23 protein-coding genes and 1 pseudogene are annotated in these 24200 nt (G+C 73.7%); 11 read left to right on the plus strand and 13 right to left on the minus strand.

All coding sequences use genetic code 11. From position 1 onward, the window contains the following. Positions 1–32: 32 nt before the first annotated feature. Together ACQP17_RS27760 and ACQP17_RS27765 are read right to left on the minus strand one after the other, a co-directional pair. Positions 33–695, minus strand: coding sequence for a response regulator transcription factor (locus tag ACQP17_RS27760; RefSeq protein ID WP_006602452.1), 663 nt, complete (start codon positions 693–695; stop codon positions 33–35). 348 nt (positions 696–1043) lie between these two features. Further along, a complete protein-coding gene (locus ACQP17_RS27765; protein WP_433858698.1) occupies positions 1044–1700 on the minus strand; it encodes a DUF3000 domain-containing protein in 657 nt (218 codons plus the stop codon). Between the two features lie 147 nt (positions 1701–1847). Here ACQP17_RS27765 and hemE point away from each other — a divergent pair, with 147 nt between their 5' ends. Further along, positions 1848–2915 (plus strand): uroporphyrinogen decarboxylase, encoded by a 1068-nt coding sequence (hemE, locus tag ACQP17_RS27770; protein WP_433858699.1) that lies wholly within the window; start codon positions 1848–1850, stop codon positions 2913–2915. Between the two features lie 64 nt (positions 2916–2979). Here hemE and ACQP17_RS27775 read toward each other — a convergent pair whose 3' ends face one another. Next, positions 2980–4362: an FAD-dependent oxidoreductase gene (locus ACQP17_RS27775; protein ID WP_433858700.1), complete on the minus strand. Its 1383-nt coding sequence runs from the start codon at positions 4360–4362 to the stop codon at positions 2980–2982. 250 nt (positions 4363–4612) lie between these two features. Then, entirely contained in the window at positions 4613–5809 is a 1197-nt protein-coding gene (locus ACQP17_RS27780; RefSeq protein ID WP_433858701.1) for a thiolase family protein, read from the minus strand. A 232-nt stretch (positions 5810–6041) separates the two neighbouring features. Here ACQP17_RS27780 and hemG point away from each other — a divergent pair, with 232 nt between their 5' ends. Together hemG and hemQ are read left to right on the plus strand one after the other, a co-directional pair. Beyond that, positions 6042–7502, plus strand: coding sequence for a protoporphyrinogen oxidase (gene hemG / locus ACQP17_RS27785; RefSeq protein ID WP_433858702.1), 1461 nt, complete (start codon positions 6042–6044; stop codon positions 7500–7502). Positions 7503–7504: 2 nt separating this feature from the next. Beyond that, the gene (gene hemQ / locus ACQP17_RS27790) at positions 7505–8266 is read left to right on the plus strand and encodes a hydrogen peroxide-dependent heme synthase (protein WP_433858703.1); all 762 of its coding nucleotides are present in this window, start codon (positions 7505–7507) and stop codon (positions 8264–8266) included. Between the two features lie 64 nt (positions 8267–8330). Here the strand turns inward: hemQ and ACQP17_RS27795 are convergent, their stop codons facing one another. The 4 genes and pseudogenes from ACQP17_RS27795 to ACQP17_RS27810 form a co-directional block, all read right to left on the minus strand. Next, positions 8331–10019: an alpha/beta hydrolase gene (locus ACQP17_RS27795; protein WP_433858704.1), complete on the minus strand. Its 1689-nt coding sequence runs from the start codon at positions 10017–10019 to the stop codon at positions 8331–8333. Positions 10020–10103: 84 nt separating this feature from the next. Next, positions 10104–10916 carry a TIGR04222 domain-containing membrane protein gene (locus ACQP17_RS27800; protein WP_433858705.1) on the minus strand — a complete coding sequence of 271 codons (813 nt, stop codon included), beginning with the start codon at positions 10914–10916 and terminating at the stop codon, positions 10104–10106. 138 nt (positions 10917–11054) lie between these two features. Then, positions 11055–12393 (minus strand): annotated as a pseudogene (locus tag ACQP17_RS27805) (DUF692 domain-containing protein). 184 nt (positions 12394–12577) lie between these two features. Continuing rightward, positions 12578–13525, minus strand: coding sequence for a LysR family transcriptional regulator (locus ACQP17_RS27810; RefSeq protein ID WP_433858706.1), 948 nt, complete (start codon positions 13523–13525; stop codon positions 12578–12580). A 112-nt stretch (positions 13526–13637) separates the two neighbouring features. On the opposite strand from ACQP17_RS27810, the gene ACQP17_RS27815 reads away from it, so the two are divergent. Next, positions 13638–14531, plus strand: a complete 894-nt coding sequence (locus ACQP17_RS27815) for an NAD(P)H-binding protein (RefSeq protein WP_433858707.1) — start codon at positions 13638–13640, stop codon at positions 14529–14531. 50 nt (positions 14532–14581) lie between these two features. Beyond that, a complete protein-coding gene (locus ACQP17_RS27820; protein WP_433858708.1) occupies positions 14582–14947 on the plus strand; it encodes a darcynin family protein in 366 nt (121 codons plus the stop codon). Positions 14948–15129: 182 nt separating this feature from the next. On the opposite strand, the gene ACQP17_RS27825 is transcribed toward ACQP17_RS27820, so the two are convergent. Continuing rightward, on the minus strand, positions 15130–15867 hold the full coding sequence (locus ACQP17_RS27825) for a peptidyl-tRNA hydrolase (protein WP_433858709.1): 738 nt from the start codon (positions 15865–15867) through the stop codon (positions 15130–15132). 145 nt (positions 15868–16012) lie between these two features. Here ACQP17_RS27825 and ACQP17_RS27830 point away from each other — a divergent pair, with 145 nt between their 5' ends. Beyond that, positions 16013–16960 carry an ATP-binding cassette domain-containing protein gene (locus ACQP17_RS27830; protein ID WP_433858710.1) on the plus strand — a complete coding sequence of 316 codons (948 nt, stop codon included), beginning with the start codon at positions 16013–16015 and terminating at the stop codon, positions 16958–16960. Beyond that, on the plus strand, positions 16957–17625 hold the full coding sequence (locus tag ACQP17_RS27835; protein WP_433858711.1) for an ABC transporter: 669 nt from the start codon (positions 16957–16959) through the stop codon (positions 17623–17625). Before ACQP17_RS27830 ends, ACQP17_RS27835 begins: the two co-directional genes overlap by 4 nt. Before the next feature lie 36 nt (positions 17626–17661). On the opposite strand, the gene ACQP17_RS27840 is transcribed toward ACQP17_RS27835, so the two are convergent. The 3 genes from ACQP17_RS27840 to ACQP17_RS27850 all read right to left on the minus strand — a co-directional run bounded on the left by ACQP17_RS27840 (position 17662) and on the right by ACQP17_RS27850 (position 20121). Then, on the minus strand, positions 17662–18762 hold the full coding sequence (locus ACQP17_RS27840; protein ID WP_433858712.1) for a methyltransferase domain-containing protein: 1101 nt from the start codon (positions 18760–18762) through the stop codon (positions 17662–17664). A 27-nt stretch (positions 18763–18789) separates the two neighbouring features. Further along, positions 18790–19674: a radical SAM protein gene (locus ACQP17_RS27845; RefSeq protein ID WP_433858713.1), complete on the minus strand. Its 885-nt coding sequence runs from the start codon at positions 19672–19674 to the stop codon at positions 18790–18792. 102 nt (positions 19675–19776) lie between these two features. Further along, positions 19777–20121, minus strand: a complete 345-nt coding sequence (locus ACQP17_RS27850) for a hypothetical protein (RefSeq protein ID WP_433858714.1) — start codon at positions 20119–20121, stop codon at positions 19777–19779. Positions 20122–20365: 244 nt separating this feature from the next. Between ACQP17_RS27850 and ACQP17_RS27855 the strand changes: the two genes are divergently transcribed. Further along, a complete protein-coding gene (locus ACQP17_RS27855; RefSeq protein WP_433858715.1) occupies positions 20366–21253 on the plus strand; it encodes a helix-turn-helix domain-containing protein in 888 nt (295 codons plus the stop codon). Then, complete coding sequence (locus tag ACQP17_RS27860) at positions 21240–21443, plus strand: DUF397 domain-containing protein (RefSeq protein ID WP_433858716.1); 204 nt, start codon at positions 21240–21242, stop codon at positions 21441–21443. Before ACQP17_RS27855 ends, ACQP17_RS27860 begins: the two co-directional genes overlap by 14 nt. 104 nt (positions 21444–21547) lie before the next feature. On the opposite strand, the gene zapE is transcribed toward ACQP17_RS27860, so the two are convergent. Then, entirely contained in the window at positions 21548–22669 is a 1122-nt protein-coding gene (zapE, locus tag ACQP17_RS27865; protein WP_433858717.1) for a cell division protein ZapE, read from the minus strand. 67 nt (positions 22670–22736) lie between these two features. Here zapE and ACQP17_RS27870 point away from each other — a divergent pair, with 67 nt between their 5' ends. Next, on the plus strand, positions 22737–23558 hold the full coding sequence (locus ACQP17_RS27870; RefSeq protein WP_433858718.1) for a pyrimidine reductase family protein: 822 nt from the start codon (positions 22737–22739) through the stop codon (positions 23556–23558). 139 nt (positions 23559–23697) lie between these two features. Further along, positions 23698–24195 (plus strand): indole-3-glycerol phosphate synthase, encoded by a 498-nt coding sequence (locus ACQP17_RS27875; RefSeq protein WP_433858719.1) that lies wholly within the window; start codon positions 23698–23700, stop codon positions 24193–24195. Positions 24196–24200 lie beyond the last annotated feature (5 nt).

A 24200-nucleotide genomic window follows, 5' to 3' on the forward strand; every position in this document is an offset into this window, starting at 1 on the left:
TCCCTCGACGGGCGGGCCGGTCGGGTGAGCGGTCAGTGGATGATGCCGGTGCGCAGTGCGACCGCCACCATTCCGGCCCGGTCCCCGGTGCCGAGCTTGCGGGCGATGCGGGCGAGGTGGCTCTTGACGGTCAGTGCCGAGAGCCCCATCGAGACGCCGATGGCCTTGTTGGACTGGCCCTCCGCCACCAGCCGCAACACCTCGACCTCACGGCCCGACAGCTCGCGGTAGCCACCGGGGTGCCCCGGGGCACCCGGGGGGCGGCGCTGCATACGGGCCGCGTTGGCGCCGATCGGCGAGGTGCCGGGACGGCCGGGGATGCCCAGATTGGTACGGGTGCCGGTGACGACGTAGCCCTTGACGCCGCCCGCCAGGGCGTTGCGCACGGCGCCGATGTCGTCGGCCGCGGACAGCGCGAGGCCGTTGGGCCAGCCCGCCGCCCGCGTCTCGGACAGGAGGGTCAGGCCGGAGCCGTCGGGAAGGTGGACGTCGGCCACGCAGATGTCGCGCGGGTTGCCGACGCGGGGACGGGCCTCCGCGATGGACGACGCCTCGATGACATCACGCACTCCGAGGGCCCACAGGTGGCGGGTGACGGTGGAGCGGACGCGAGGGTCGGCCACGACGACCATGGCCGTCGGCTTGTTCGGGCGGTAGGCGACCAGGCTCGAAGGTTGCTCGAGGAGAACAGACACCGGGCCTCCTGGGGGGAGTGGCGAGGACGGAGCCGGCAGGGGGGAGCCGGAATGATCCGTGTTTGAAGGGTCACTGACCTCTTCGGCAGCAATCCGGCGGGACTTTAGACTTTGATCACGATTTAGTTAGGGGCAATTCGGGCAAATCGGATGCGTGATCGATCACAGATGCGCATCCGGTGTGCACGAAGATGATCAAAGCCGTACGCGATGCGCCCCGGCATGGCCTCCGCGTCGTCCACACACGACGGCCGGACGGGCGCGAGGCCCGTCCGGCCGTGGACGCTGACCCCGGGCGGTTTCGCGCAGCGCTTGCGGCGCGCACCGGACCCGAGGGAGAAGTGCAGCTCAGCGGGGCTGTGCGCCGCGTCGCTGGGGGAGCGGGACGACCCCGCCGCGCGGGGGCATGTCGAGCGTGGCCGGCGGCAGGCCCGCCACCTGGCACAGCAGATCGCACCACGCCGCCAGATGCGCCGCCAGATCCGGCACCCCGCCGGCGCCCTCGCTCGGCGTCCACGAGGCCCGGATCTCGATCTGGGTCGCGGGTTCACGCGCCGCGAGCCCGCCGAAGTAGTGCGAGCCGGCCCGCGTCACCGTTCCGCTCGGCGCGCCGTAGTGCACCCCGCGCGCGTCCAGTGCGCCCGTCAGCCAGGACCACGACACCTCCGGCAACAGCGGATCGCTGCCCATCTCCGGCTCCAGCTCCGCCCGCGCCAGGGTCACCACCCGGAAGGCGCCCTGCCAGGTGTCGTCCCCGGCCGGGTTGTGCAGCACCACCAGCCGTCCGTCCGCCAGATCCCGGTCCTCGCCGTCCGGACCCGCGCCGCGCTCGACGACCGCCGCCTCCAGGGCGTACGCGAACGGGGCGAGCCGCTTCGGCGCGGGCGTCGGATCGATCTCGATCTCCGGCCGCAGTCGGGCCGCGCGGAGCGCTTCGACCGCCTGACGGAAGGGGATCGGGGCTTCGTCCGCGCCGTCCGCGAGGTGTTCATGAGCCGCAGCCATGCCCGGAAGATTAGGCGGAACCGGCCCCGCATACGGGGAGGACACCCGGTGCGCGCGTCGCCCGTTCGGAGGTGCCTTCGGGCACATGCGGAGATATCGACCACCTGTCGAAATCCGCCGCCGGCCCGGCGTGCGAAGATTTGGGGCGTGAGCGCCAACCACCAGGCCACGGGCCAGCAGCAGACCGCTACATACGACTCGGCTTTCCTCAAGGCGTGCCGACGGGAGCCGGTGCCGCACACCCCGGTGTGGTTCATGCGCCAGGCCGGGCGCTCACTCCCCGAGTACCGCAAGGTCCGCGAGGGCATCGCGATGCTCGACTCCTGCATGCGGCCCGAGCTGGTCACCGAGATCACGCTGCAGCCCGTGCGCCGCCACAACGTCGACGCCGCGATCTACTTCAGCGACATCGTCGTCCCCCTCAAGGCCATCGGCGTCGACCTCGACATCAAGCCCGGGGTCGGCCCCGTCGTCGAGAACCCGATCCGCACCCGCGCCGACCTCGCGCAGCTGCGCGACCTGGAGCCCGGCGACGTCTCCTACGTCACCGAGGCCATGGGCATGCTCGTCCGCGAACTCGGCGGCACGCCCCTCATCGGCTTCGCCGGCGCGCCCTTCACGCTCGCCAGCTACCTCGTCGAGGGCGGCCCCTCGCGCAACCACGAGCGCACCAAGGCCCTCATGTACGGCGACCCGCAGCTGTGGGCCGACCTCCTGGACCGGCTGGCCGACATCACCTCGGCCTTCCTGAAGGTCCAGATCGAGGCCGGGGCGAGCGCGGTGCAGCTCTTCGACTCCTGGGTGGGCGCGCTCTCGCCGGCCGACTACCGCCGCAGCGTGATGCCGGCCTCCGCCAAGGTCTTCCGCGCGGTCGAGGGCCTGGGCGTCCCGCGCATCCACTTCGGCGTCGGCACCGGCGAACTCCTCGGCCTGATGGGCGAGGCGGGCGCGGACGTCGTCGGCGCCGACTGGCGCGTCCCGCTGGACGAGGCGGCCCGCCGCGTCGGCCCCGGCAAGGCGCTCCAGGGCAACATCGACCCGGCCGTGCTCTTCGCGCCCCGCGAGGCCGTCGAGACCAAGGCCCGCGAGGTCCTCGACGCGGCCGCCGGCCTGGAGGGGCACATCTTCAACCTCGGCCACGGCGTGCTGCCCACCACCGACCCCGACGCGCTGACCCGCCTCGTCGAGTACGTCCACACGCAGACGGCCCGCTGACCGGAGGGCCGCCCCTCCGGCCCCCCGCCCCACCCCCGCCCCTCGCACCCGCGCCCGGCGACCGTCAGTCCCCGGCCTCCCGTACGGCCCTGGTCGCCTTGCGGGCGGCCACCAGCACCGGGTCCCAGACCGGCGAGAACGGCGGGGCGTACCCGAGGTCGAGGGCGGTCATCTGCTCCACGGTCATCCCGGCCGTGAGCGCGACCGCCGCCACGTCCACGCGTTTGCCGGCGCCCTCCCGGCCGACGATCTGCACACCCAGCAGCCGCCCCGTACGGCGCTCGGCGAGCATCTTGACGTGCATCGGGCGGGCGCCGGGGTAGTACCCGGCGCGGCTGGTGGCCTCGACGGTCGCGGTGACGAAGCGCAGCCCGGCGGCCTCCGCGTGACGCTCCAGCAGCCCCGTCCGGGCGATCTCCAGATCGCAGACCTTGCTGACGGCCGTACCGACGACGCCGGGGAAGGTCGCGTAGCCGCCGCCCGCGTTGGTGCCGATGACCTGCCCGTGTTTGTTGGCGTGGGTGCCCAGCGCGATATGGCGGGTGCGGCCGGAGACCAGGTCCCACACCTCCACGCAGTCCCCGCCCGCCCAGATGTGGTCCTGGCCGCGGACCCGCATCGCCAGGTCCGTGAGCAGCCCGCCGGACTCGCCCAGCGGCAGCCCCGCCGCGCGGGCGAGGGTCGTCTCGGGGCTCACCCCCATGCCCAGCACGACCACGTCCGCCGGGTACTCGGCGTCCTCGGTGGTCACTGCGCGGGCCCGGCGGTCCGTACCGCTCAGCACGCCGGTGACGGTCGTGCCGCACACGGTCTCGATGCCCATCGCGCACATCGCCTCGTGGACGAGCGCGCCCATGTCCGGATCGAGGGTGGACATCGGCTGCGCGGTCCGCTCCAGCACGGTCACCTCGTAGCCGCGGTGGATCAGGGCCTCGGCCATCTCCACCCCGATGTAGCCCGCGCCGACCACCACAGCGCGGCGGCCCGCCGAGGCCTCCAGGGTGTCCAGCAGCGCCTGTCCGTCGTCGAGGGACTGCACGCCGTGCACCCCCGGCGCGTCGATCCCCGGCAGCCGGGGCCGCCGCGGACGCGCCCCGGTCGCCAGCACCAGCTTGTCGAAGCCCGTCCAGGTCTCCCGCCCGCCGTCGTCCAGCTCCCGGGTACGCACCCGGCCGCGGTCCAGGTCGAGTTCGGTCACTTCGGTGCGCATCCGCAGATCGATGTCCCGCGCCCGGTGCTCCGCCGCCGTACGCGCGATCAACGCCTCCGGACCGTCGACCTCGCCACCCACCCAGTACGGAATCCCGCAGGCCGAGTACGACGTGAAGTGGCCGCGCTCGAAGGCCGTGATGGCCAGCTCACCCGACTTCCGGAGCCGCCGCGCCTGCGAGGCCGCGGCCATCCCCGCCGCATCACCACCGACGATCACCAGGCGTTCCGTGGTCATGCCGGCCCCCTTGCCGTCGTACCGTCCGCGCTCCGCCACGCGCCGCGCGTCCTGCCGTTCCCTTGCCTGCCTTCGCCACGTTACGGCCCGCCGGCCCCACGCGCGGGCCCTGTGGAAAACCCCGCGCCGTCCGCCGGGCCGGGGCACCCTGCCGCCGGGCATCAGCGGTGATCTGACGGATCCGACGGCCCGAGACGGCGCGCCGCGGCCTCGCGGGCGCGGCCGCGAGGTCGTCTTCGGGCGCTGTCGCTCAGCGCTCCAGGACCAACGCCAGCCCCTGGCCCACCCCGATGCACAGGGCCGCGAGGCCGGTGCCCGAGCCGTGGGTGGCGAGCTGGTGGGCGACGGCGCCGGCGAGGCGGGCGCCGGAGGCTCCCAGGGGGTGGCCGATGGCGATGGCGCCGCCGTGCGGGTTGACCACCGACGGGTCGAGTTCCGGCCACTGGGTGATGCAGCCCAGGGCCTGGGCCGCGAAGGCCTCGTTGAGTTCGAAGGACGTGAGGTCGGTGAAGCCGCGGCCGGACCGCTCCAGGGCGCGGCGGACCGCCTCCACCGGGCCCAGGCCGAACAGCTGCGGCTCGACGCCGGTCACCGCGCTGGCGCGGATGCGGGCCAGCGGCTCGCGGCCCGTGGCGCGCAGGCCCTCCTCGTCCACGAGGAGCAGGGCCGCGGCGCCGTCGTTGAGCGGCGAGGAGTTGCCGGCGGTGACCGTGCCGCCGGCCGCACGGAAGGCCGGCTTCAGCTTCGAGAGGGACTCCAGGGAGGAGCCCTCGCGGATCGTCTCGTCGCGCAGCAGGTCCACGTCCGGCAGCGGCACGACCTGCGCGTCATAGGCGCCCTCGCGCCAGGCACGGACCGCCTTCTGGTGGCTGGCCAGGGCGAAGACGTCCTGCTGTTCGCGGGTGATGCCGTACTGGTCGGCGATGAGCTCGGCACCCTCGCCGAGCGAGACCGTCCACTCCGGGGCCATCCGCGGGTTGACCATCCGCCAGCCCAGCGTCGAGGAGAACATCTCCTGGTGGCCCGCGGGGAAGGCGCGTTCCGGCTTGCGCAGCACATAGGGCGCGCGGCTCATCGACTCCACGCCGCCCGCCACCGCGATGTGCGCGTCGCCGTGCGCGATGGCCCGGGCCGCCTGGATGACCGCCTCCAGGCCCGAGCCGCACAGCCGGTTCACGGTCACCCCGGGGACGGTCATCGGCAGCCCGGCCAGCAGCACCGCCATCCGGGCCACATTGCGGTTGTCCTCGCCGGCGCCGTTGGCGTCGCCGAAGCAGACGTCGTCGATCCGCGCCGGATCGAGGTCCGGGGTGCGGTCCACCAGGGCCTTGAGCACATGGGCGGCGAGATCGTCCGGACGGGTGCCGGCCAGCGCGCCGCCGTACTTGCCGACGGGGGTCCGTACGGCATCGACGATGTACACATCCCGCAGGCGTGGGTCGGTCATCAGGCGCTGTCCTCGCTGTCCCGGGCTCGGCGTGCGGCGGGCGCCACGAAGATCGCCACCCACCGACCCCGAGTCTTTGCCCGCCACAGCCCGCTGTCAACGGGGGCTCTCGGACACCTTGGCGGCCGCGGCGTGGTCCGGGCGGCGACCGCGAACGACGGCGACGCCCCGGGGCGTTGCCGCACACGGGCCGTCCGGCGGCCGCGGCACACGGCTCTGAGAGAGTGGAGCCATGAGCGCAGCGCACACCCCCGCGGGCCGCGGGCCCGGTCATGCCGTCGTCATCGGTGGAGGCATCTCCGGGCTGGCGGCCGCGCACCGGCTGCTGGAGGGCGGCGCCCGGGTGACCGTCCTGGAGGCCTCCGGCCGGCTCGGCGGCAAGCTGCGCGCGGGCGAGATCGCGGGCGTCCCGGTCGACCTCGGCGCCGAGTCGATGCTGGCCAGGCGCCCGGAGGCGGTGCAGCTGGCCCGTACCGTCGGGATCGGCGACCGGCTGCAGCCGCCGGCCACCGCCACTGCGGCCCTGTGGACCCGCGACGCGCTGCGCCCGATGCCCAAGGGCCACGTCATGGGCGTTCCCGGGGACCTCGGCCCGCTCGCCGCCTCCGGGGTGATCTCTCCCGAGGGCATGGCGCGGATCGCCCAGGACGAGACCCTGGCCCGTACGGAGACCGGCGAGGACGTCGCGGTCGGCGAGTACGTCGCCGCGCGGCTCGGCCGGGAGGTCGTCGACCGGCTCGTCGAGCCGCTGCTCGGCGGGGTCTACGCGGGTGACGCCTACCGCATCTCGATGCGCGCCGCCGTCCCGCAGCTGTTCGAGGTCGCCCGCACCCGGCGCTCGCTGACCGAGGGCGTACGGGACCTCCAGGCGCGCGCCGCAGCCACCGCTCCGCAGAACGGGCAGGCCGGCCCCGCCCCGGTGTTCATGGGCCTCGACGGCGGGATCGGGACCCTGCCGGCTGCCGTCGCCGAGGCCGTGCGCCGGGCCGGCGGCGAGATCCGCTCCGGGGCCCCCGTGGACGCGCTGCACTGGACCGCGGAGGACGGCTGGCGTCTGCGCACCGGCGACCGGACGCTCACCGCCGACGCGGTCGTCCTGGCCGCCCCCGCGGGCGCCGCCGCGCGGCTCCTGCGCGCGGGCTGCCCCGCGGCGGCCACCGAGCTGGCCGGCGTCGACTACGCCTCGATGGCGCTGGTGACCATGGCCTTCCGCCGCGCCGACCTGGACCGGGTGCCGGGCGGCAGCGGCTTCCTCGTACCGCCCGTCGACGGCCGCCGGATCAAGGCCTCCACCTTCTCCAGCCACAAATGGGGCTGGCTCGGCGACGCCGACCGGGACCTGTTCGTGCTGCGCACCTCCGTCGGCCGCTACCGGGACGACGCCGACCTCGGGCGCGACGACGCCGAGCTGGTGGCGCTCTCGCTCGCCGACCTCGGCGCGGCGGTCGGCCTGTCCGCCCGCCCGGTGGCGTCCGCCGTCACCCGCTGGGAGGGCGGACTGCCGCAGTACGCCGTCGGCCATCTGGAGCGGGTCGCCAGGATCCGCGCCGCGGTCGCCCGGATGCCGGGTGCGCTGCGGGTGTGCGGCGCGGTCTACGACGGCGTCGGGATCCCGGCCTGCATCGGCTCGGCACACCGCGCCGCCGACGAGATCCTCGGGACCCTGACGGCGGACCGGGCCCCGGGCGAGTGAGAATGGACGGCATGACAGACGCTTCCACCCCCGCTTCCGCGCCGCAGACCCCCGCGGCGCCCGAGAAGACCCCGAACGCCGGCAAGAAGGCCAAGGACCTCAACGAGGTCGTCCGCTACACCCTCTGGTCGGTCTTCAAGCTGCGTGCGGTCCTCCCGGAGGACCGCAGCGGCTACGCCGACGAGGTCGAGGAGCTGTTCGCGCAGCTCGCGGCCAAGGACGTGGTGGTCCGCGGCACGTACGACGTGTCCGGCCTGCGCGCCGACGCCGACCTCATGATCTGGTGGCACTCGGAGAGCTCGGACGCCCTGCAGGAGGCGTACAACCTCTTCCGCCGCACCCGTCTGGGCCGCGCGCTGGAGCCGGTGTGGTCGAACATGGCGCTGCACCGCCCCGCCGAGTTCAACAAGTCGCACATCCCGGCCTTCCTGGCCGACGAGCAGCCGCGCGCCTATGTGAGCGTCTACCCCTTCGTGCGCTCCTACGAGTGGTATCTCCTGCCGGACGACGACCGCCGCCGGATGCTGGCCGACCACGGCAAGATGGCCCGCGGCTTCCCGGACGTGCGCGCCAACACCGTGCCCTCGTTCTCGCTCGGCGACTACGAGTGGGTGCTGGCCTTCGAGGCCGACGAGCTCTACCGCATCGTCGACCTGATGCGTCATCTGCGCGGCTCCGAGGCGCGGATGCACGTCCGCGAGGAGGTCCCCTTCTACACCGGGCGCCGCAAGCCGGTCTCCGAGCTGGTCGCCGGCCTGGCCTGATCCCGCGGCCCCGGGACAGCACCGCGGGCCGCCCCTGGGGGACGGCCCGCGGCGGCGTGTGCGGTTACTTGCCCGGCAGCACGTGCTGCGACCGCTTCATCTGCTGGCCGGGCGCCGGCTCCGGACGCGGTGCGCAGTAGACGCGGCGCGCCGGGACCTTGCCGTGCAGCAGATACGCCTCGGCGTAGGTGTTCACACAGGCGTTGTCGCTGAAGGCGATGCCGTGGGTGCCCGCCCCGTTCTCGGTGACCAGCGAGGAGCCGGGCAGCCGCTGCTGGAGCTCCAGCGCGCCCCGGTAGGGCGTCGCCGCGTCCCGCTCGGCGGCCAGCAGCAGCACCGGCGGCAGCGCGCCCGGCCGGGTGCGGACGTCCAGCGGACGACGCGGGCCGTGGAGCACGCCGTCGACCTCGGTTTCGGCGCTGCGCCCGGCGGCGTTCACCAGGTCCTGGGCGGCGCCGGAGCCGTCCGCGCGGTGCGCCGCCGCGGCCAGCGCGGCGTCGGCGGTCTCCGCCCGGTCGGGCCAGAAGGCGCACGGCAGGTTCATCCAGGCGTTGTCCCAGGTCTCGAACGGCGCGGTCCGGGCGATCTCGGTGTTGTCGCGGTTCCAGGTCCGCCAGCTGTGCGGCCAGCGGGCGTCGTTGCACTCGATGGCGGTGTACACGGCGGCGCTGTTCTCCTCGGCGGCCGCGCCCGCTGACTGGGGCAGGGCCTGGGCGATCAGCGGCTTGGGGTCGCCGTGCAGATAGGCCGCGAGCGCCTCGGCGCGCATCGGCCAGAAGGCGTCGTTGTAGCCGTTCTTGAGGAAGGCCGACTGGAGCTGTCCCGGGCCGATCTTTCCCTCCAGGGGCGCGCGGCGCAGCTTGCCGACGGCGGTGTCGTAGTGACGCTGCACCGCCTGGCGGGTGGTGCCCAGGTGGTACTGGCGGTCGTGCCGGGCCACCCAGCGCAGCCAGTCGCCCCAGCGGCGCTCGAAGGCGATGTCCTGGTCGAGGTTGTTGCGGTACCAGATCTGCCGGGGGTCCGGGTTGACCACGCTGTCGAAGATCATCCGCCGGACGTGGCCGGGGAAGAGCGTCGCGTAGACCGCGCCGAAGTACGTCCCGTACGAGGCACCCATGAAGGTCAGCCGCCGCTCGCCGAGCGCGGCCCGCAGCATGTCCAGGTCGCGGGCGTTGTTGACGGAGTTGTAGAAGGGCAGCGCGGACCCGCCCCGGCGGACGCAGCCCCGGGCGTAGGCCCTGGCCTGCGCCACCTTCCTGCGCTTGAAGGCCGCGTCGGGGTGTACCTGGGTGTCGGTGGGCACCTTGGCGAACTTCTTGGGGTCCTGGCACGACAGCGGCGCCGAGCGGCCGACGCCGCGCGGCGCGTAGCCCACGAAGTCATAGGCGCGCGCCAGCCTGTTCCACTTGGGCAGCCCGCCGTACAGCGGGAACTCCATGCTGGACGCGCCCGGCCCGCCGGGGTTGAAGACCAGGGAGCCCTGCCGCTCGCCGCGCGCGGTGGCCCGGGCCCGGCTGACGGTGAGGTGGATCTTCCTGCCCTCGGGGTGCGCGTAGTCGAGGGGGACGGTGAGGGTGCCGCACTCCACGGACGACGGCAACTGCTCCACCGGCGCGCAGCGGCCGAATTCGAGGCGGTGCGCGACCGGCGCGGGTGGCGCACCGGCGGTCCCCGTGGCGCCGCCTGCCGGGGCAGTGGCGAGGGCGGTCACCACCAGCGACCCGATGGTGCCGTACAACGCGAGTGCTCTCACTGGCCGTCCCTTCGTGTGTGCATACAAAAGGGATAGTTGGGGCGCGCATTGTCGATGTAAAGCACCGGGGACCGGTGTCGGAGGCTATGCCCCGGAAGAGTGGAGCGCGGCGCGCAAGGAGGGGTCGGTGAGGGCGATGGGGCCGCGGAGGGCGAGTGTGATCAGTGAGCCGGAGGGGGTGGCAGGGACATCGGGGGTGCCGCGCGAGCCGGCTCTTCCGGGCAGCCGCCGCTCGCCCGCGACGGTGGCCCAGTCGCTGTACGGGTGCAGCTCGAAGCGGGCCACGGCCCAGAGGCCGAGGGTGAGGATCTGCGGCAGCGTGAACCAGAGCAGCACCGCCCCGGTGTCCGCGCCGGGCGCCGCCATCCAGTAGGTCGCCACGGCGGACAGCAGCACCACGAGGGCGGCGCCCTGCACCAACCGGACGGCACCGCCGACGCCCGGCCGGACCGCGGCCGGCTGCGCCAGCCCCTGTGTCTCCAGCCGGTCGGCGACCCGCCGCACCGCCTCGTCGCCCACCAGGGCGTTCCGTACGGCCGGTATCCGGCGCTGCCCCTCGGGGCCTATCGCGGTCAGGGCGGCGCGCTCGACGGCGTCCGTGCCGACCGGGTCGACGACGGTGGCCCAGCCGGTGTCGGCGAGCAGCAGCCGCCGCTTCTGCGCCATCAGCACCAGCACCACATCGGCGAGCCGCTGCGGTCCGCCGGACAGATAGGCCATCTCGTACAGGGTCAGCCCGGAGGCGGGGCGCTCGGCGGCGCACGGATCCGGGAGGGTCGCCGCGGCCGCCTTGGGGGCGGGCGGAACGGCGCGGGCGGCGGCGAGCGCGGCCCGGCACAGCAGCGCACAGGAGAGGACCGCCGCCGAACAGGCGACAAGGAGGAAGAGCAACGGCATAGCCGGTTTTCTACGGTACGGACCGGTCCGTCGCCACACGGTTTCTCAGCATGTGAGCAGCCCCACGCGGTACCGCACGTTCCGCCGCCGCGGCCCGAACCGCCCCCGCCCCGCCCCCCGGTGCACGCGGCGCCGCGCTCACCCCGGGAACAGCGCCTGCCGCAGCGCGCGCACCAGCCGGGCCAACGGCCGCGCGGACGGCGGCCGCCGCCGCGCGCGCTCCCGCCACCAGCGCTGCAACTCCCGCCGGGCCGCCGGGTCCTCGGGGCGCCCCCGGTCCAGCAGATACGCCGCGAACTCCATGGCGTCCTGGCGGTAGCCGCCCCCCATGGGGCGGTGCCGGGCGTAGCCGAGGAACGCCTCCCGGTAAGCCGGGCCGAGGATGCCGGGCAGCTCCGGCGCGACCCTGGCGACGACATCGGCCCGCTTGGCGGTCAGCGCCCGGCTCTGCACCCGCAGCCGGGCGCGGTCGAAGCCCTCGGGGTCCGGCGTCCCGGCGAGCAGCGCCGACAGCAGCGCGGTCTGCGCCAGCGCCAGACGCTGACGTGCCGCCTCGGTCGTGGTGTCCGCGCCGCCGGGAACGGCCGCGGCCGGCCGCCCGACGGGGCCCGCCGCCACCGGCCCGGTCGCCGGCTCAGGCCGCTTCGGCACGGCAGGCCTCCTTCAGCACGCGGCGGATCGCGTCGAGTTCACCGGCCAGCTCCCCGTACCCGGGGAAGTCCTCGTCCCGCTCCAGCAGCACGCCGGGCGGGGCGGTCCGGGCGCACAGCGCGGCCAGCACGTCGAGCACCGGCCGGGTCACCGGGTGGGCGTGGCTGTCGTGCCACACCCCGTCCCGCTCCACGCCGCCGGCGACATGGACGTAGGCGAGGGCCTCCAGCGGCAGCGAGTCCAGGGCCACCACCGGGTCCTCGCCCCGGTTGACGTGGTTGGTGTGGAGGTTGGCGACGTCGATCAGCAGCCGCACCCCGGTCCGCTCGACCAGCTCCGTTAGGAACTGCCCCTCGGTCAGCTCCTCGCCCGGCCAGTTGATCAGCGCGGCGATGTTCTCCAGCGCCAGCGGCACCGGCAGCGCGTCCTGGGCGATCCGCACGTTCTCGCACAGCACGTCCAGCGCGTCACGGGTACGGGGCACGGGCAGCAGATGCCCCGCCTCCATCCGCGGCGAGGCGGTCAGCGGCCCGCCGGCCCGGACGAAGGCGATGTGCTCGCTGACGAGCGGGGCGTCCAGCGCCGTGGCGCGCTCGGCGAGCGCGGTCAGCCGGCCCGCGTCCGGACGGTCGGCGCCGCCCAGCCCGAGCGAGACGCCGTGCGGGATGACGGTGGTGCCCCGGGCCCGCAGCTCCCGCAGGGCGTCCGGCAGATGGCCCGGGCAGATGTTCTCCGCCACCACCTCGACCCAGTCCACCCCGGGCAGCTCCGCTATCGCGTCGGCGATCTCCGGCCGCCACCCGATCCCCGTACCCAGGTGCTGCATGGCTCCCCCTACTTCCGTGGTGGGGGACTCCTCACCACGACCGGGCGGCCCGAATCCTGTACCGGCCGGTTTCAGAGGTTGATTTGAGCTTGACGGGCGCGCTCGGGCGGACGGCGCGGCGCGTCCGGGCGGGCGGCCTCGGGGGCGTGCGGACCGGCGCCCCGGCCGAGCCCGCCCGGCCGCGTCAGCCGGCTGCGGCTCCGGGGGCGTGCAGGGTCCGGCGCACCGCGCCGCGGAGCCAGGCGTGGCCGCCGTCGGCCGCGTGGCGGGGGTGCCACGCCATGCCGACGGTCAGCGGTGGCAGCGGCAGCGGGATGTCGAGGACGCGCAGGCCCAGGGTGGTGGCGGCCTCGGTGAGAGGGGAGGGGGCGTCGCCGCGGGGCGCGGTGGGGACGAGGCAGACGATGTCGCTGCCGGCGGCGAGGGCCAGCGCGGCCAGGTGGCCGGGGAGGACGACCGCGACCCGCCTTCGCAGGCCCCGCTCGGCCAGGGCGGTGTCCAGCGGGCCGGTGAACCGGCCGCGGCGGCTGACCACGACGTGCGCGGCGGCCGCGAGCCGTTCCGGGGTCAGGTCCCCTTCGGCGAGGGGGTGGCCGGGCCGGACCGCCGCCGCCATCCGGAGGGTGACCAGCTCCTCGACCCGGGTCTCGGGATCGACGTGGTCGATGGCCCCCACCTCCAGGTCGATCCGCCCCTCCCGCAGGGCCGGTCCGGCCTCCCACTCCTCGGCCCGGAACCGCAGCGAGACCCCCGGCGCCTCCTGCCCCGCCAGCCGCAGCAGCCCCGGGGCCAGTGCCGCGCCGAGCAGGTCGGCCGCCTGGACGGTGAAGGTGCTGCGCAAGGTGGCGAGGTCGACGCCCGTGCCGGGAGTGAGCAGAGTGCCCAGGCGCCGCACCACCTCGGCGGCCTCGTCGCGCAGGGCGTGCGCGCGGGGCGTGGGGACCATGGTCTGGCCGGCCCGGACCAGCAGCGGGTCCTGGAGGAGGCGCCGCAGGCGCGCGAGGGTGCGGCTCATGGCGGCGGGGGAGGTGTGCAGGCGGGCGGCGGCGCGGGTGACGCTCTGCTCGGCCAGCAGGGCGTCCAGGGCGACGGCGAGTTGGGCGTCGATGACGGGGTCGGGACTGCTGCTCACGGCGTTATTCCATTTCAGGCAATGATTGCTTGCTCAAGTTCCCATTGTGGCAACACCGTTGGCCTCCGCAGGATGAGGGACGTACCGATCCGGCACGACCCACGAGGTTTTCATGATCGTCATCACCGCTCCCACCGGGAACATCGGCCGCCGTCTGCTGCCCCTGCTCCTGGAGTCCGCCCCCGCCCACGGCGAGGAACTGCGCGTGATCGTGCGCGATCCCGCCCGGCTCCCCGACGCGGTGCGCGCACACGTCGAGGTGATCACCGGCTCGCACGGTGACGCCGCAGTCGTCGACCGGGCCTTCGAGGGCGCCGACGCCGTCTTCTGGCTCGTCCCCCCGGACGCCTCCCTGGCCCCCGACGACGCCTACCGCGGCTTCACCGGCCCTGCCGCGAAGGCCCTCGCCGCGCACGGCGTCGGCCATGTCGTCGGTGTCTCCGCGCTCGGCCGCGGCACCCCGCTCGCCGACCGCGCCGGCCTCGTCACCGCCTCCCTCGCCATGGACGACCTCCTCGCCGGCACCGGCGTCGCCTACCGGGCCCTGGCCTGCCCGTCGTTCTTCGAGAACCTCCTGGAGGAGGCCGAGTCGATCCGGGAGAACGGCGTCTTCACCGACGTCGTCGACGGCGACCGCAGGGCTCCCCTCGTCGCCGTCGCCGACCTCGCTGCCGTGGCCGCCGGCCTGCTGCTGGACCGCTCCTGGACCGGCACCGACAGCGTCCCGGTCCTCGGGCCGCAGGACCTGTCCCCCCACGACCTCGCCCGCATCATGACCGAGCAGCTCGGCCGCCCCGTCCACTACGCACGCCAGCCGCTCGACGAGCTGTACACCACCCTCGTCGGCCACGGCCTCCACGAGGCGTTCGTCCGGGGCATCGCCGACATGAAGCGGGCCAAGGACGAGGGCCTGGACGCGGGGGTCACCCGCACCCCGGACACCGCGTCCTCCACCACCTTCACGCAGTGGTGCGCCGAGACCCTCAAGCCCGCCGTCCTCTCCTGACGACCCACCCGCCCGCCGCAGCACCATCCGCCCCGTTGAAGGAGCCCGACATGCCCACCGCGGAAACCGCACCGCCCGTCACCGCGTTCATGCTCATCAAGACCACACCCGAGTGGCTCGCCATGACCCCCCGGGAGCGGATGGACGCCTTCGCCACCCGGGTCGTCCCCGCGATCGAGGCCAGGACCACCGGCGTCCGGTCCCGCTTCTACGACACGGAGTTCTACTCCACCCGCGTCACCGACGTCTGGCTCTGGGAAGCCGACGACCACGACGCCTACCAGCGCCTCATCGACGCGCTGCGCGAAACCCCGTTCTGGGACCGCTACTTCGAGATCGTCGACCTCCTCGTCGGCACCGAGAACGGCTACGCCCGCACCTACGGCCTCGACCCCGTCGCGACGATCACCACGTGATAAGCGGGTTGGCGAGGGTGAGGCGGTGTCCTCCGGTCCCGGGGGCGGAGGAACACCGGTCGGACCTGCCGCCGGCCGTACTCGCCGATCTGAACAGGGGGCTTTGCGATCTGCATGTTCGACCTGTGAGTGCGTGGCCGGGGGCTCAGGGCGGTCCCGCCTTCCGCCCCGCCGCACGGCGCCTACGCGTGCTCTGTCGGTGGGCGCCACTCGGCCACGAGGGTGGGGCCGGGCGCGATCTCCGTGAATCCGGCATCGTGCACCACGGGGCGGCCGCTTCGGGTGAGTGCCTCCCATTCCGCGGGCGGCGCGGCCCGTACGGACAGGGGGAACCCGGCCGCGCGCCAGGCAGCCCGCTCCTCGGTGGACAGTTCCCACCACGCCAGCTGCGCGGCGTGTCCGGCCTGTGCCATCTCCTTGCCGGCCGTCATCTCCAGCCCGGGGTTGAGCCACAGCACCGGGCGGCCGGGGGCCGGTGGCCCGGGGGGCTCGGGGTCGTCGAGTTCGGTGCCCGAGACCTGGAGGCGCGCCAGCTCCTTCGGCCAGCCGTCCAGCGGCACCGGCGGGAAGACCCGCACCTCGGCGCCTTCGCCGGTGACCGTGATGCCCGGGAGCGCGGTGGCGCGCCGCCACTCCGCGCCGCGGGCCCGCCGCACCACCTTCCGGATCCGGGCGTCCTGCCAGTCCCGCACCGCGGCGGCCCACTCGCCGTCCCCGGCCGACCGCTCGTCCGAGAGCAGTACCAGCACCGCCCGCGCCGCCGTCTCCAGCGCGTCGGTGCGCGCCGGCGGGGCGTCCTTCTCGATGTGTGCGACGAGGGGCAGCACGTACTGCGGCGCCGCGTCCCGGTCGTGCGCGGCCTCGGTGAAGGGGCTGTCGGAGCTGTTGCCGGGCTGCCCGGTGGTCTCGGTGCTGGTCACCCGACCAGTCTGCCAGCCACCACCGACAGCCCCCGGCCGCGGCTCCCGCCGCAGCCGCGTGCGCCTCCGCGCGGGCGCTCGGCCTGCCGGCTGGCTATGGTCGGGGCGGCGGAGTCGCCGGGGGACCACGGACGCGGAGGGGCGCATGAGGCTGGACGGGGTGGGGCGGCGCTACGGGGTGCGGGGCTCGTGGGTGCTGCGGGACGTGCGACTCGACGTGCCCACGGGCGCGCTGCTGCGCGTCGAGGGGACCAACGGCAGTGGGAAGTCCACCCTGTTGCGGCTGCTGGCCGGGATCGACCGTCCCACCACCGGACGGATCACCGGCCGCCCGCGCAGCGCGTATGTGCCCGAACGCTTCCCCGGCGCGCTGCCCTTCACCGCCGCCGGCTATCTCACCCACCTCGCCCGCATCCACGGCCTGCGCGGCCCCGAAGCGGGCCGCCGCGCCACCGAGTGGCTCGAACGCTTCGGGGCGGCCGGGCACGCGCGCACCCCGATGGCCGAGCTGTCCAAGGGGACGAGCCAGAAGGTCGCGGTCGCCCAGGCACTGCTCGCCGGGCCCGGGCTCCTGGTGCTCGACGAAGCCTGGACGGGGCTGGACGGCGGCGCGCGGGAGGTGCTCGACCGCGCGGTCGCCGAGCGGGTCGCGGACGGCGGCACCGTCGTGTTCGTCGACCACGACCCGCGGCGGCTGGCCGGTGCGGCCGACGCCTGCTACCGGGTCGAGGGCGGGCGGCTGCTGTCCCGGGACGCACGCCTCCCGGCGGCGGACCCGGTGTCCGTGACCGGCCCCCGGGTGGTCATCGAGGCCGAGGGCCCTCCGGGCGCCGCGCTGCCGGCCGGGCCGGACCGCGTTCCTGACGGGGCGCCACCGCTGCCCGCCGGAACCGAGAGCGCGCCGGGACCGGACGGCACGACCCGGCTCACCGTCCCGGCGGTCCACTCCGACGCCGTGCTGCGCGCCCTGCTCACCGCCCGCCCGCCGTGGCACATCCGCGCGGTCACCGCCGCCCCGGGGCCGGCCGGCGACGCCGTCCCCGCGGCGAGGGCCGGCGAACGTTCCGCCCCCGAGGAGGCTCCCCACCCGTGACCGCTCTCCTCCGCTACCAGGCGGCCCTGCTCCTCGGCTCGCACCGCGCGCTGCCGCCGGTCATCCTCTACGCCGCCTGGCTGGCCGTCGGTGTGCAGATCGGCAACCCCCTGCTCGCCACGCTCGGCTACGCCGCCGGCGGGCTGCTGCCGGCCGCGGCCTGGCTGACCCGGATCTGCGTCACCAACGAGCCGCCGGCCGCCCGCGATTGCGCCGCCGCGGCCGCCGGCCCCGAACGGGCCCACCTCGCCGCGGTGCTGACCGCGGCCGGCACCACGCTGCTGCTCGCGCTGCCCGGCGTGGCGCTGGTCACGCTGCTGTCCGAACCGCGCTCCAACGACCACCAGGTGGCCGTCCCGGTCCTGCCCGCGGCCGTGGCCGGGCTGCTCACCGCGCTCGCCTGCCTGTTGATGGGCGTCGCGATCGGCGCGCTGAGCAGCCGGCCGGTGCTGCGCAGTGCCGCCTGGGGCATCCCGGTGAGCCTGACCGCCGCCGTGCTGCTGCTCGCCCTGAGCCCCTCGCCGGTCAACGCCGCCCTGTCGGGCATGGTCACCGGCTCCGTCAGTGGCACGGTCCACACCCCCTGGCTGCCGGCCGCCGCAACCGCCCTGCTCGCGGCCGCCGCCACGGCCGCGGCCTGCGCCCTTACCGCCCGGCGCAGTTGAACGAGGCGGGTTCGGGGGCCCTCGCGTGCTCCCGCGTCAGGGCTTGATCTTGGTGTGCCACCCACCGCGGGCGAGGACGGTCGTCCCGTCGGGCTTGACGAAGACCTGGGCACCGCGCACGGGCAGTTCGCCGGTGGCGAGCCAGTCGTGCCGTACCTCGTCGAGGATTTCCCACAGGCGGCGGGGGCCGCCCTGGTGGACGGTGGGGCGGTCGGTGCCGTGGGCGGTGGCGCGTGCCCATGAGCCGTCGGGGTGCGTCATGAGCGCGGTGCGCTGCTCGTCGTCCTCGCGGTAGTCGTGCTCGATGCCGGGGGCGGTGAGATCGAGCATGCTCGCGAGGTCCCAGACGTTGGCGACGTCAACGACCGGGTACGGGCCCTTGCTGATGTCGTCGCCGTCGTGGTGGCGGGCGGCGGCGAGCAGTTCGTCGTCGCCGGGCGGGTAGTTGCTGCCGGTGCGGGTGTGCATGAAGCCGGCACGGTCCCATTCGACGCGACCGGTTGCCCCTCCGTCCTCGTCCTTCTCCGCAGTGATGAGCAAAGAGGTTCCGGCAAGGGTGGTGACCAGCCGGCCGCCACGGCACAGAGCCGTGAGCCAACTCTCGGGGATGGGGCGTACGGCGACGGTGGACACGATGCGGTCGGTGCCGCCGGGCGGGAGGGGAAGGGGGCCGGTGCCGTCGGTCGCCAAGAGGGTGGGGTGCAGCCCGATGTCGGCGAGGCGGTGGCCGGCGGACTCGACGAGGTAGGGGTCGACGTCCACGCTCGTCACCTGCCCCGAGCTGAACCGGCAGGCGGCGAGCGCGTCGGTGTAACCGGATCCGGTGCCGATGTGCAGCAGGCTGTCGCCCTCGTCGATCCGGGCGTACTGGAGCATGCGCACGACGAGGCTGGGCAGGGTCGCCGACGAGGTCGGGCGGCCGATCGGGTGATCACCGGGCGTCGCGTGGTCGGCGTGCAGTGGGCCGGCGCGGGTGATCAGGGACGTGTCGCGGTATGCGACGTCGAGCCAGTGCTGCTCGTTGTCGGCGCCGACGTGTAGCTCCCATCCGGTCCGGGAGCGGCTCCACCAGCGGGGGACGAAGAGATGCCGGGGGACGGTGGCGATCGGCTCACGCCACCGTGAGGTGCGGTGCATCACCTCGTCGGCCGTGGAGTTCCCACGTCATGCGGAGGCTCCCAGGATCGAGGCAGGGGCGAAGTAGGCAGGGTTGCAGGCCGTGGTGTTGGCCGGGTTGCAGTCGCTGGAGTCGTCGGGGGGACAGTCACCCGCGCGCGGCAGGGGAATCGTGGCGGTGAGCTCCGCCCATCGTTCGCTGCTGAGGATCTCGCCGAGCCGCTGCTGCCGGACGTTCCCGGCCGGCAGGAAACGGGAGAGGATGCAGCCGGATACCGCGCCGTCGGGGGAGACGGTGACGCGGTGCCGGCAGCAGCGCCCGCACAACTCGCCCACGCTCGGCGTCGCCTCGGCCGGGGCGGCGGCGCGGCCGACCTTGCGCATGCGGTCGATGCGGAAGCGCTCGACACCGAGGGCGCGCAGCTCGGCCTCGGCCTGCTCGACGCGTTGCTCGTCGAGAACCTGGACGACGCCGGCGCGCAGCGGGATTCCGCGGCGTACGGCTTCCACGATGTTGGCGCGGGTGCGGGCGTGACTGCCACGGCCCTTGGTGATCTGCTCGTGCTCGTCGGCGTGGTCGCTGTAGTAGCTGGTCGCCAAGCAGACCCCCTTGCGGTCCATGGCGTTCCACAGCTTCGGGCGGATGTGGACGAAATTGGAGTAGACCTCGACGTTGAGGCCCAGGGCGAGGGCCTGGTCGATGAACTGGGGCAGGTGCGGGCTGAGCGTCGGCTCGCCGCCGATGAACTGCACTGCGGGAATGCCGAGTTCGGCGATATCGGCGATGGCCTGGTGCCAGTCGTCACGGGTCATGGCGCCGGCCGGGGCCTCCGGGCTGGATTCGGTGCAGCAGTGCGTGCACCTCGTGTTGCATTTACCGGTGATCTCCAGCTCGACCGAGAGAATGGTGCGTAAGGCGGTCGTGGTGCTCATCGTGTTCCCTTCGTCGGTGAGGGTGGTACCCACGGGGAGGCCGCAGGGAAGTCGGTGGAATTCCAGGGGCCGCTATGGGAGCCGGCGTTTGTCGCAGGGGTATTACGTCGCCCGGGGGGCGCGTTCGGCCGGGTGGTCCAGCTTGATATGGCGCCGCAGCAGCACGTTGCAGTCGGTCACGGCAGCCATGTCGCGATGGCGCCGAGCGGTGGTGCGCTGTTCGTCGAGCTCCCGGCAGCGGGTGCAGTGGGGCTGCGGCTCGGGTTCAGTCGGCCATGCGGGGGGCGGGGTGTAGGTCACTGCAATGCCTGTCGCTTGTGCGTGGTTCTGGATCGCTTCGCGCAGCTTGTCCGCCTGCTCGAACAGATCCTCAAGGGTGGGGAGGTCGTCCCTGCTGGGCGGCTTCTTGAGCTCGGGCTCTTCGGGCGATTTCTGTGGCGTCGACATAGGCGTGCCCCTTCCGGGACGTGAACTGGCGAGGTGCCAATGCCAGGCAGGACAGGGCCGGTTGTGCCTGCTCAAGCGAGGCCGAGTTCTTAGACTGCCTGCCGATCCGAGCGCAATGCAAGGCTACATTTCGTGGATTCGATTTATAGCTATCGAACGCTTGACTTGCATTGCGGGGCGAGTCAACGGAGCACTACATTGCGGGTGTTGGGAGTGCTTCAAAATGGAGGGGGAAGGGGGATCCGTGGCTGAGGGAACGACAGGATCGACGGTGCCGAGGCGGCAACTCGGGCGCTACCTACGCGACCTGCGGGGGCACGCTCGTCTGACGGTCAAGGCGGCGGCGCGGAAGCTCGAATGGTCCGAGCCGAAGATCTGGCGCATCGAGACCGGACGGACTTCGCTGCGCAGCCTCGATGTCAAGGCAATGTGCGAGATCTATGGCGCTTCCGAGGACTTGACCGAGGCGCTCATGGGGCTCGCCAAGGAGACCAAGGCCCGCGGCTGGTGGCATGCCTACGGCGACGTCATCCCCGAGGGATTCGACGTCTACGTCGGCCTTGAGGAAGCGGCGGCGAGTCTGTCGTCATACGAGAGCGACATCGTGCCGGGGCTGCTGCAAACCGACGGGTACGCACGAGAGATCACCCGTACGCACATTCAAGGGATTGGCGATGCGGACCTCGATGGACGCGTGCGCCTGCGCATCGAGCGTCAGGCGCTCCTCACCCGCGTCACCGAGCCACCGACGCTGCATGTCGCGCTGAGCGAGGCGGTGCTGCGGCGCCCCGTCGGCGGCCGTGAGGTGATGACGGAGCAGCTCGCCCACCTCGTCTACGTCTCCGAGCTGCCGAACGTCTCGATTCGTGTCGTGCCCTTCGCGGCCGGCATGCACTCGGGAGTCGTCACAGGACCGTTCGTCATCCTGCGTTTCCCGGTGAACGGTGACGGGGTCGACACGGAACCGCCGACGGTCTACGTAGACGGCTACACGGGAGGCTTGTACCTGGACAAGCCACGGGAGGTTGAGCAGTACGAGACAGCATTCACAGGAATTCAAGACGCAGCACTCGACGAGCAGGCATCGCGACGCCTGCTCTCTGACGTGGCGGGGAGCCATGAACACGGTTGATGACGCAGCGTGGTTCAAATCGAGCTACAGCAACGGGAACGGCAACTGCGTCGAGGTGGCTTACCTCGATGAGGCAGTCGCCATGCGAGACAGCAAGCAGCACGGAGCGGGACCGGTACTGACCAGCACCGCCGAAGGGTGGCGATCGTTCATCGCGAGTGTTGCCAACGGCGAATTCGGCGAGCTGTGATCCTCCGCAACGACTACTAGCAGCACAGAACGCGCCCCCTGTACGGCCCTCGCAGGCCGTACAGGGGGCGTCCGCGTGGGACGAGCCGCCCCACTCTCAGCCGTCTACCGGGACCCCTCCGCCACCAGCGCCCCCGCGTCACGCGCCAGCGCCGTCAGCCGGGAGATCGCCCGGAAGTACTTCTTGCGGTAGCCGCCGCGCAGCATCTCCTCGCTGAACAGCTCGTCGAAGGCCTTGCCGGAGGTCAGCACCGGGACCTCGCGGTCGTAGAGCCGGTCCGCGAGGACCACCAGGCGCAGCGCCGTCGACTGGTCGGGCACCGCCTGGACATCGGTGAGGCAGACCGCCTCGATGCCGTCGCACATCGCGCCGTAGCGGCTGGGGTGCACCGTGGACAGGTGCTCCAGCAGGGAGGGGAAGTCGTCGAGCGAGGCACCGGGCGTGCGGTACGCCGTACGGGTGACCGTCTCGTCGTCGTACGGGGCGGGTGCCTCGGGCAGTCCGCGGTGACGGTAGTCCTCGCCGTCGATGCGCAGCGGACGGAACTGGGCGCTCAGGCCCTGGATCTCACGCAGGAAGTCGGCGGCGGCGAAGCGGCCCTCGCCCAGCTTGCCGGGCAGCGTGTTGGACGTGGCGGCCAGCGCCACACCGGCGTCCACCAGCTTGCCGAGCAGGGTGGAGACCAGGACGGTGTCACCGGGATCGTCCAGCTCGAACTCGTCGATGCACAGCAGCCGGTGCTCGCCGAGCGTGCGCACGGTCTGCTGGAAGCCGAGCGCGCCGACGAGGTTCGTCAGCTCGACGAAGGTGCCGAAGGCCTTGCGCTCCGCCGGGGCGGAGGTCGCGTGCCACAGGGAGGCGAGCAGATGGGTCTTGCCGACGCCGTAGCCGCCGTCCAGATAGACGCCGCGCGGGCCGGTGGGGGCCGCCGGCTTCCTGGCGAACCAGCGCCGCTTCCCGCCGCCCGCCGGGGCGTCGCCGATGCCGTCCGCGAAGTCGCTCAGGACCTGGACGGCCTCGGACTGGCTGGGCTGCTTCGGGTCCGGGAGGTAGGTGTCGAACCGGGCGCCCTGGAAGCGCGGCGGCGGCACCATCTCGGCCACCAGGAGGTCGGCCGGGACGTGCGGGGCGCGGGCGGTCAGCGCGGCGGGGGTCGCGTCGTCACCGCCGGCCGGGGGACCGGCTGTCGGGTCGGGCTGCGCGGAGGAGGGCTGGGAAGATGACACAGCCGTCCAGCCTATCTCCTGTGCGGTGGCCGCCGGTCCGGTGAGCGAGGCATGTCACACTGCCGCCATGCGACGCCTGTTCCCCCTCCCCGCCCCGCCCGCACCGACCCCCGACACCGCTCCCGCCGACGCGACGGCCGGCCCGGTGGACCGGCAGTGGACGGTGGACGAGTTGGCGGAGGCCTACGCGTACCCGGCGGCGGACGACCCGGTGCGCGCGGGGCGCACCGGCTGGCTGCGCGCGAACATGGTGTCCTCCCTGGACGGGGCGGCCCACCACGAGGGCCGCTCGCAGCCGCTCTCCGGGCCGGCCGACATGCGGATCTTCGGGGTGCTGCGGGGGCTCGCGGACGCCGTGGTGGTGGGGGCGCAGACGGTGCGCCAGGAGGGGTACCGCCCGGCCCGCGCCCGCGAGGTGTTCGCCGCCCGCCGGGCCGCCGCCGGCCAGGGCCCGGCCCCGGCCATCGCCGTGGTCAGCGCCGGTCTGGCGCTGGACTTCACGCTGCCGCTGTTCACCGAGCCGCTGGTGCCCACCCTCGTACTGACCGGCGCCGGCGCCCCGCCGGACCGGGTGGCGGCGGCCCGGGCGGCGGGCGTCGAGGTGCTGTTCGCCGGGGAGGGCACGGGCGCCGATCCGGCGCGGGTGGCCGGGGCGCTGGCCGGACGGGGGCACACCCGGCTGCTGACGGAGGGCGGGCCCAGGCTGCTGGGACAGTTCGCCGCGGCCGACGCGCTGGACGAGATGTGTCTGTCGCTGGCCCCGGTGGTGGCGGTGGGGGATGCTCAGAGGATCATGAACGGTCCGGCCGTCCCGGTTCCGGAGCGCTTCACCCTGGCATCGGTGTGGGAGGAGGAGGGATTCCTCTTCACCCGCTACCGCAGGGCGTGACAAACAGCGGAATTACCTGTTCCGCTTAGCTTCCGTTGGGCACACTAAAGGCCAGCAGGCCCCGTGTGGCGACGGGGCAGGATGGTTTCTGTGGGGCTCCGTGCGATGCGGTGTCCCGAGGAGAAGAAGGGCGTCCGTCGTGTTCACGAGCGTATTGATGATCGAGAAGCCTCTGACGCCTGCCGACGTGGAGTTCGTGACCACGCTGCACGGCGACGACCGGATCTCGTTCGTCGTGCTCATGCAGCCGCGCGGCAAGCAGGACGTGCTGCTGCGGGCCATCGACGACGTCGCCCTCGGCGAGTTCGACGACGCCGTACGGGAGGGCGAGGAGCCGGGCGGCGACCGGGCCGAGGCGCCCGCCGAGGTGGCGCTGGCGCACACCCTGCGGGCCCTGCGCGCCACGGGTGCGGAGGCGGTCGGCCAGGTGGTCGAGGACCACCCGCTGGACCTGCTGCGGTCCATCGTCGAGGAGACCGGGGCGGACGAGGTCATCGTGCTGACCACCCCGCACTTCGTCGAGGAGTTCTTCCACCGCGACTGGGCCTCCCGCGCCCGCCACATGGTCGGCGTCCCGGTCCTCAAGCTCTTCTCGCACGCGGCCGACGACCAGCCCCAGGACTCCGCCGGGAGCTGAGCCGT

The organism is Streptomyces kronopolitis (assembly GCF_050953795.1).
Lineage (GTDB): Bacteria > Actinomycetota > Actinomycetes > Streptomycetales > Streptomycetaceae > Streptomyces > Streptomyces kronopolitis_A.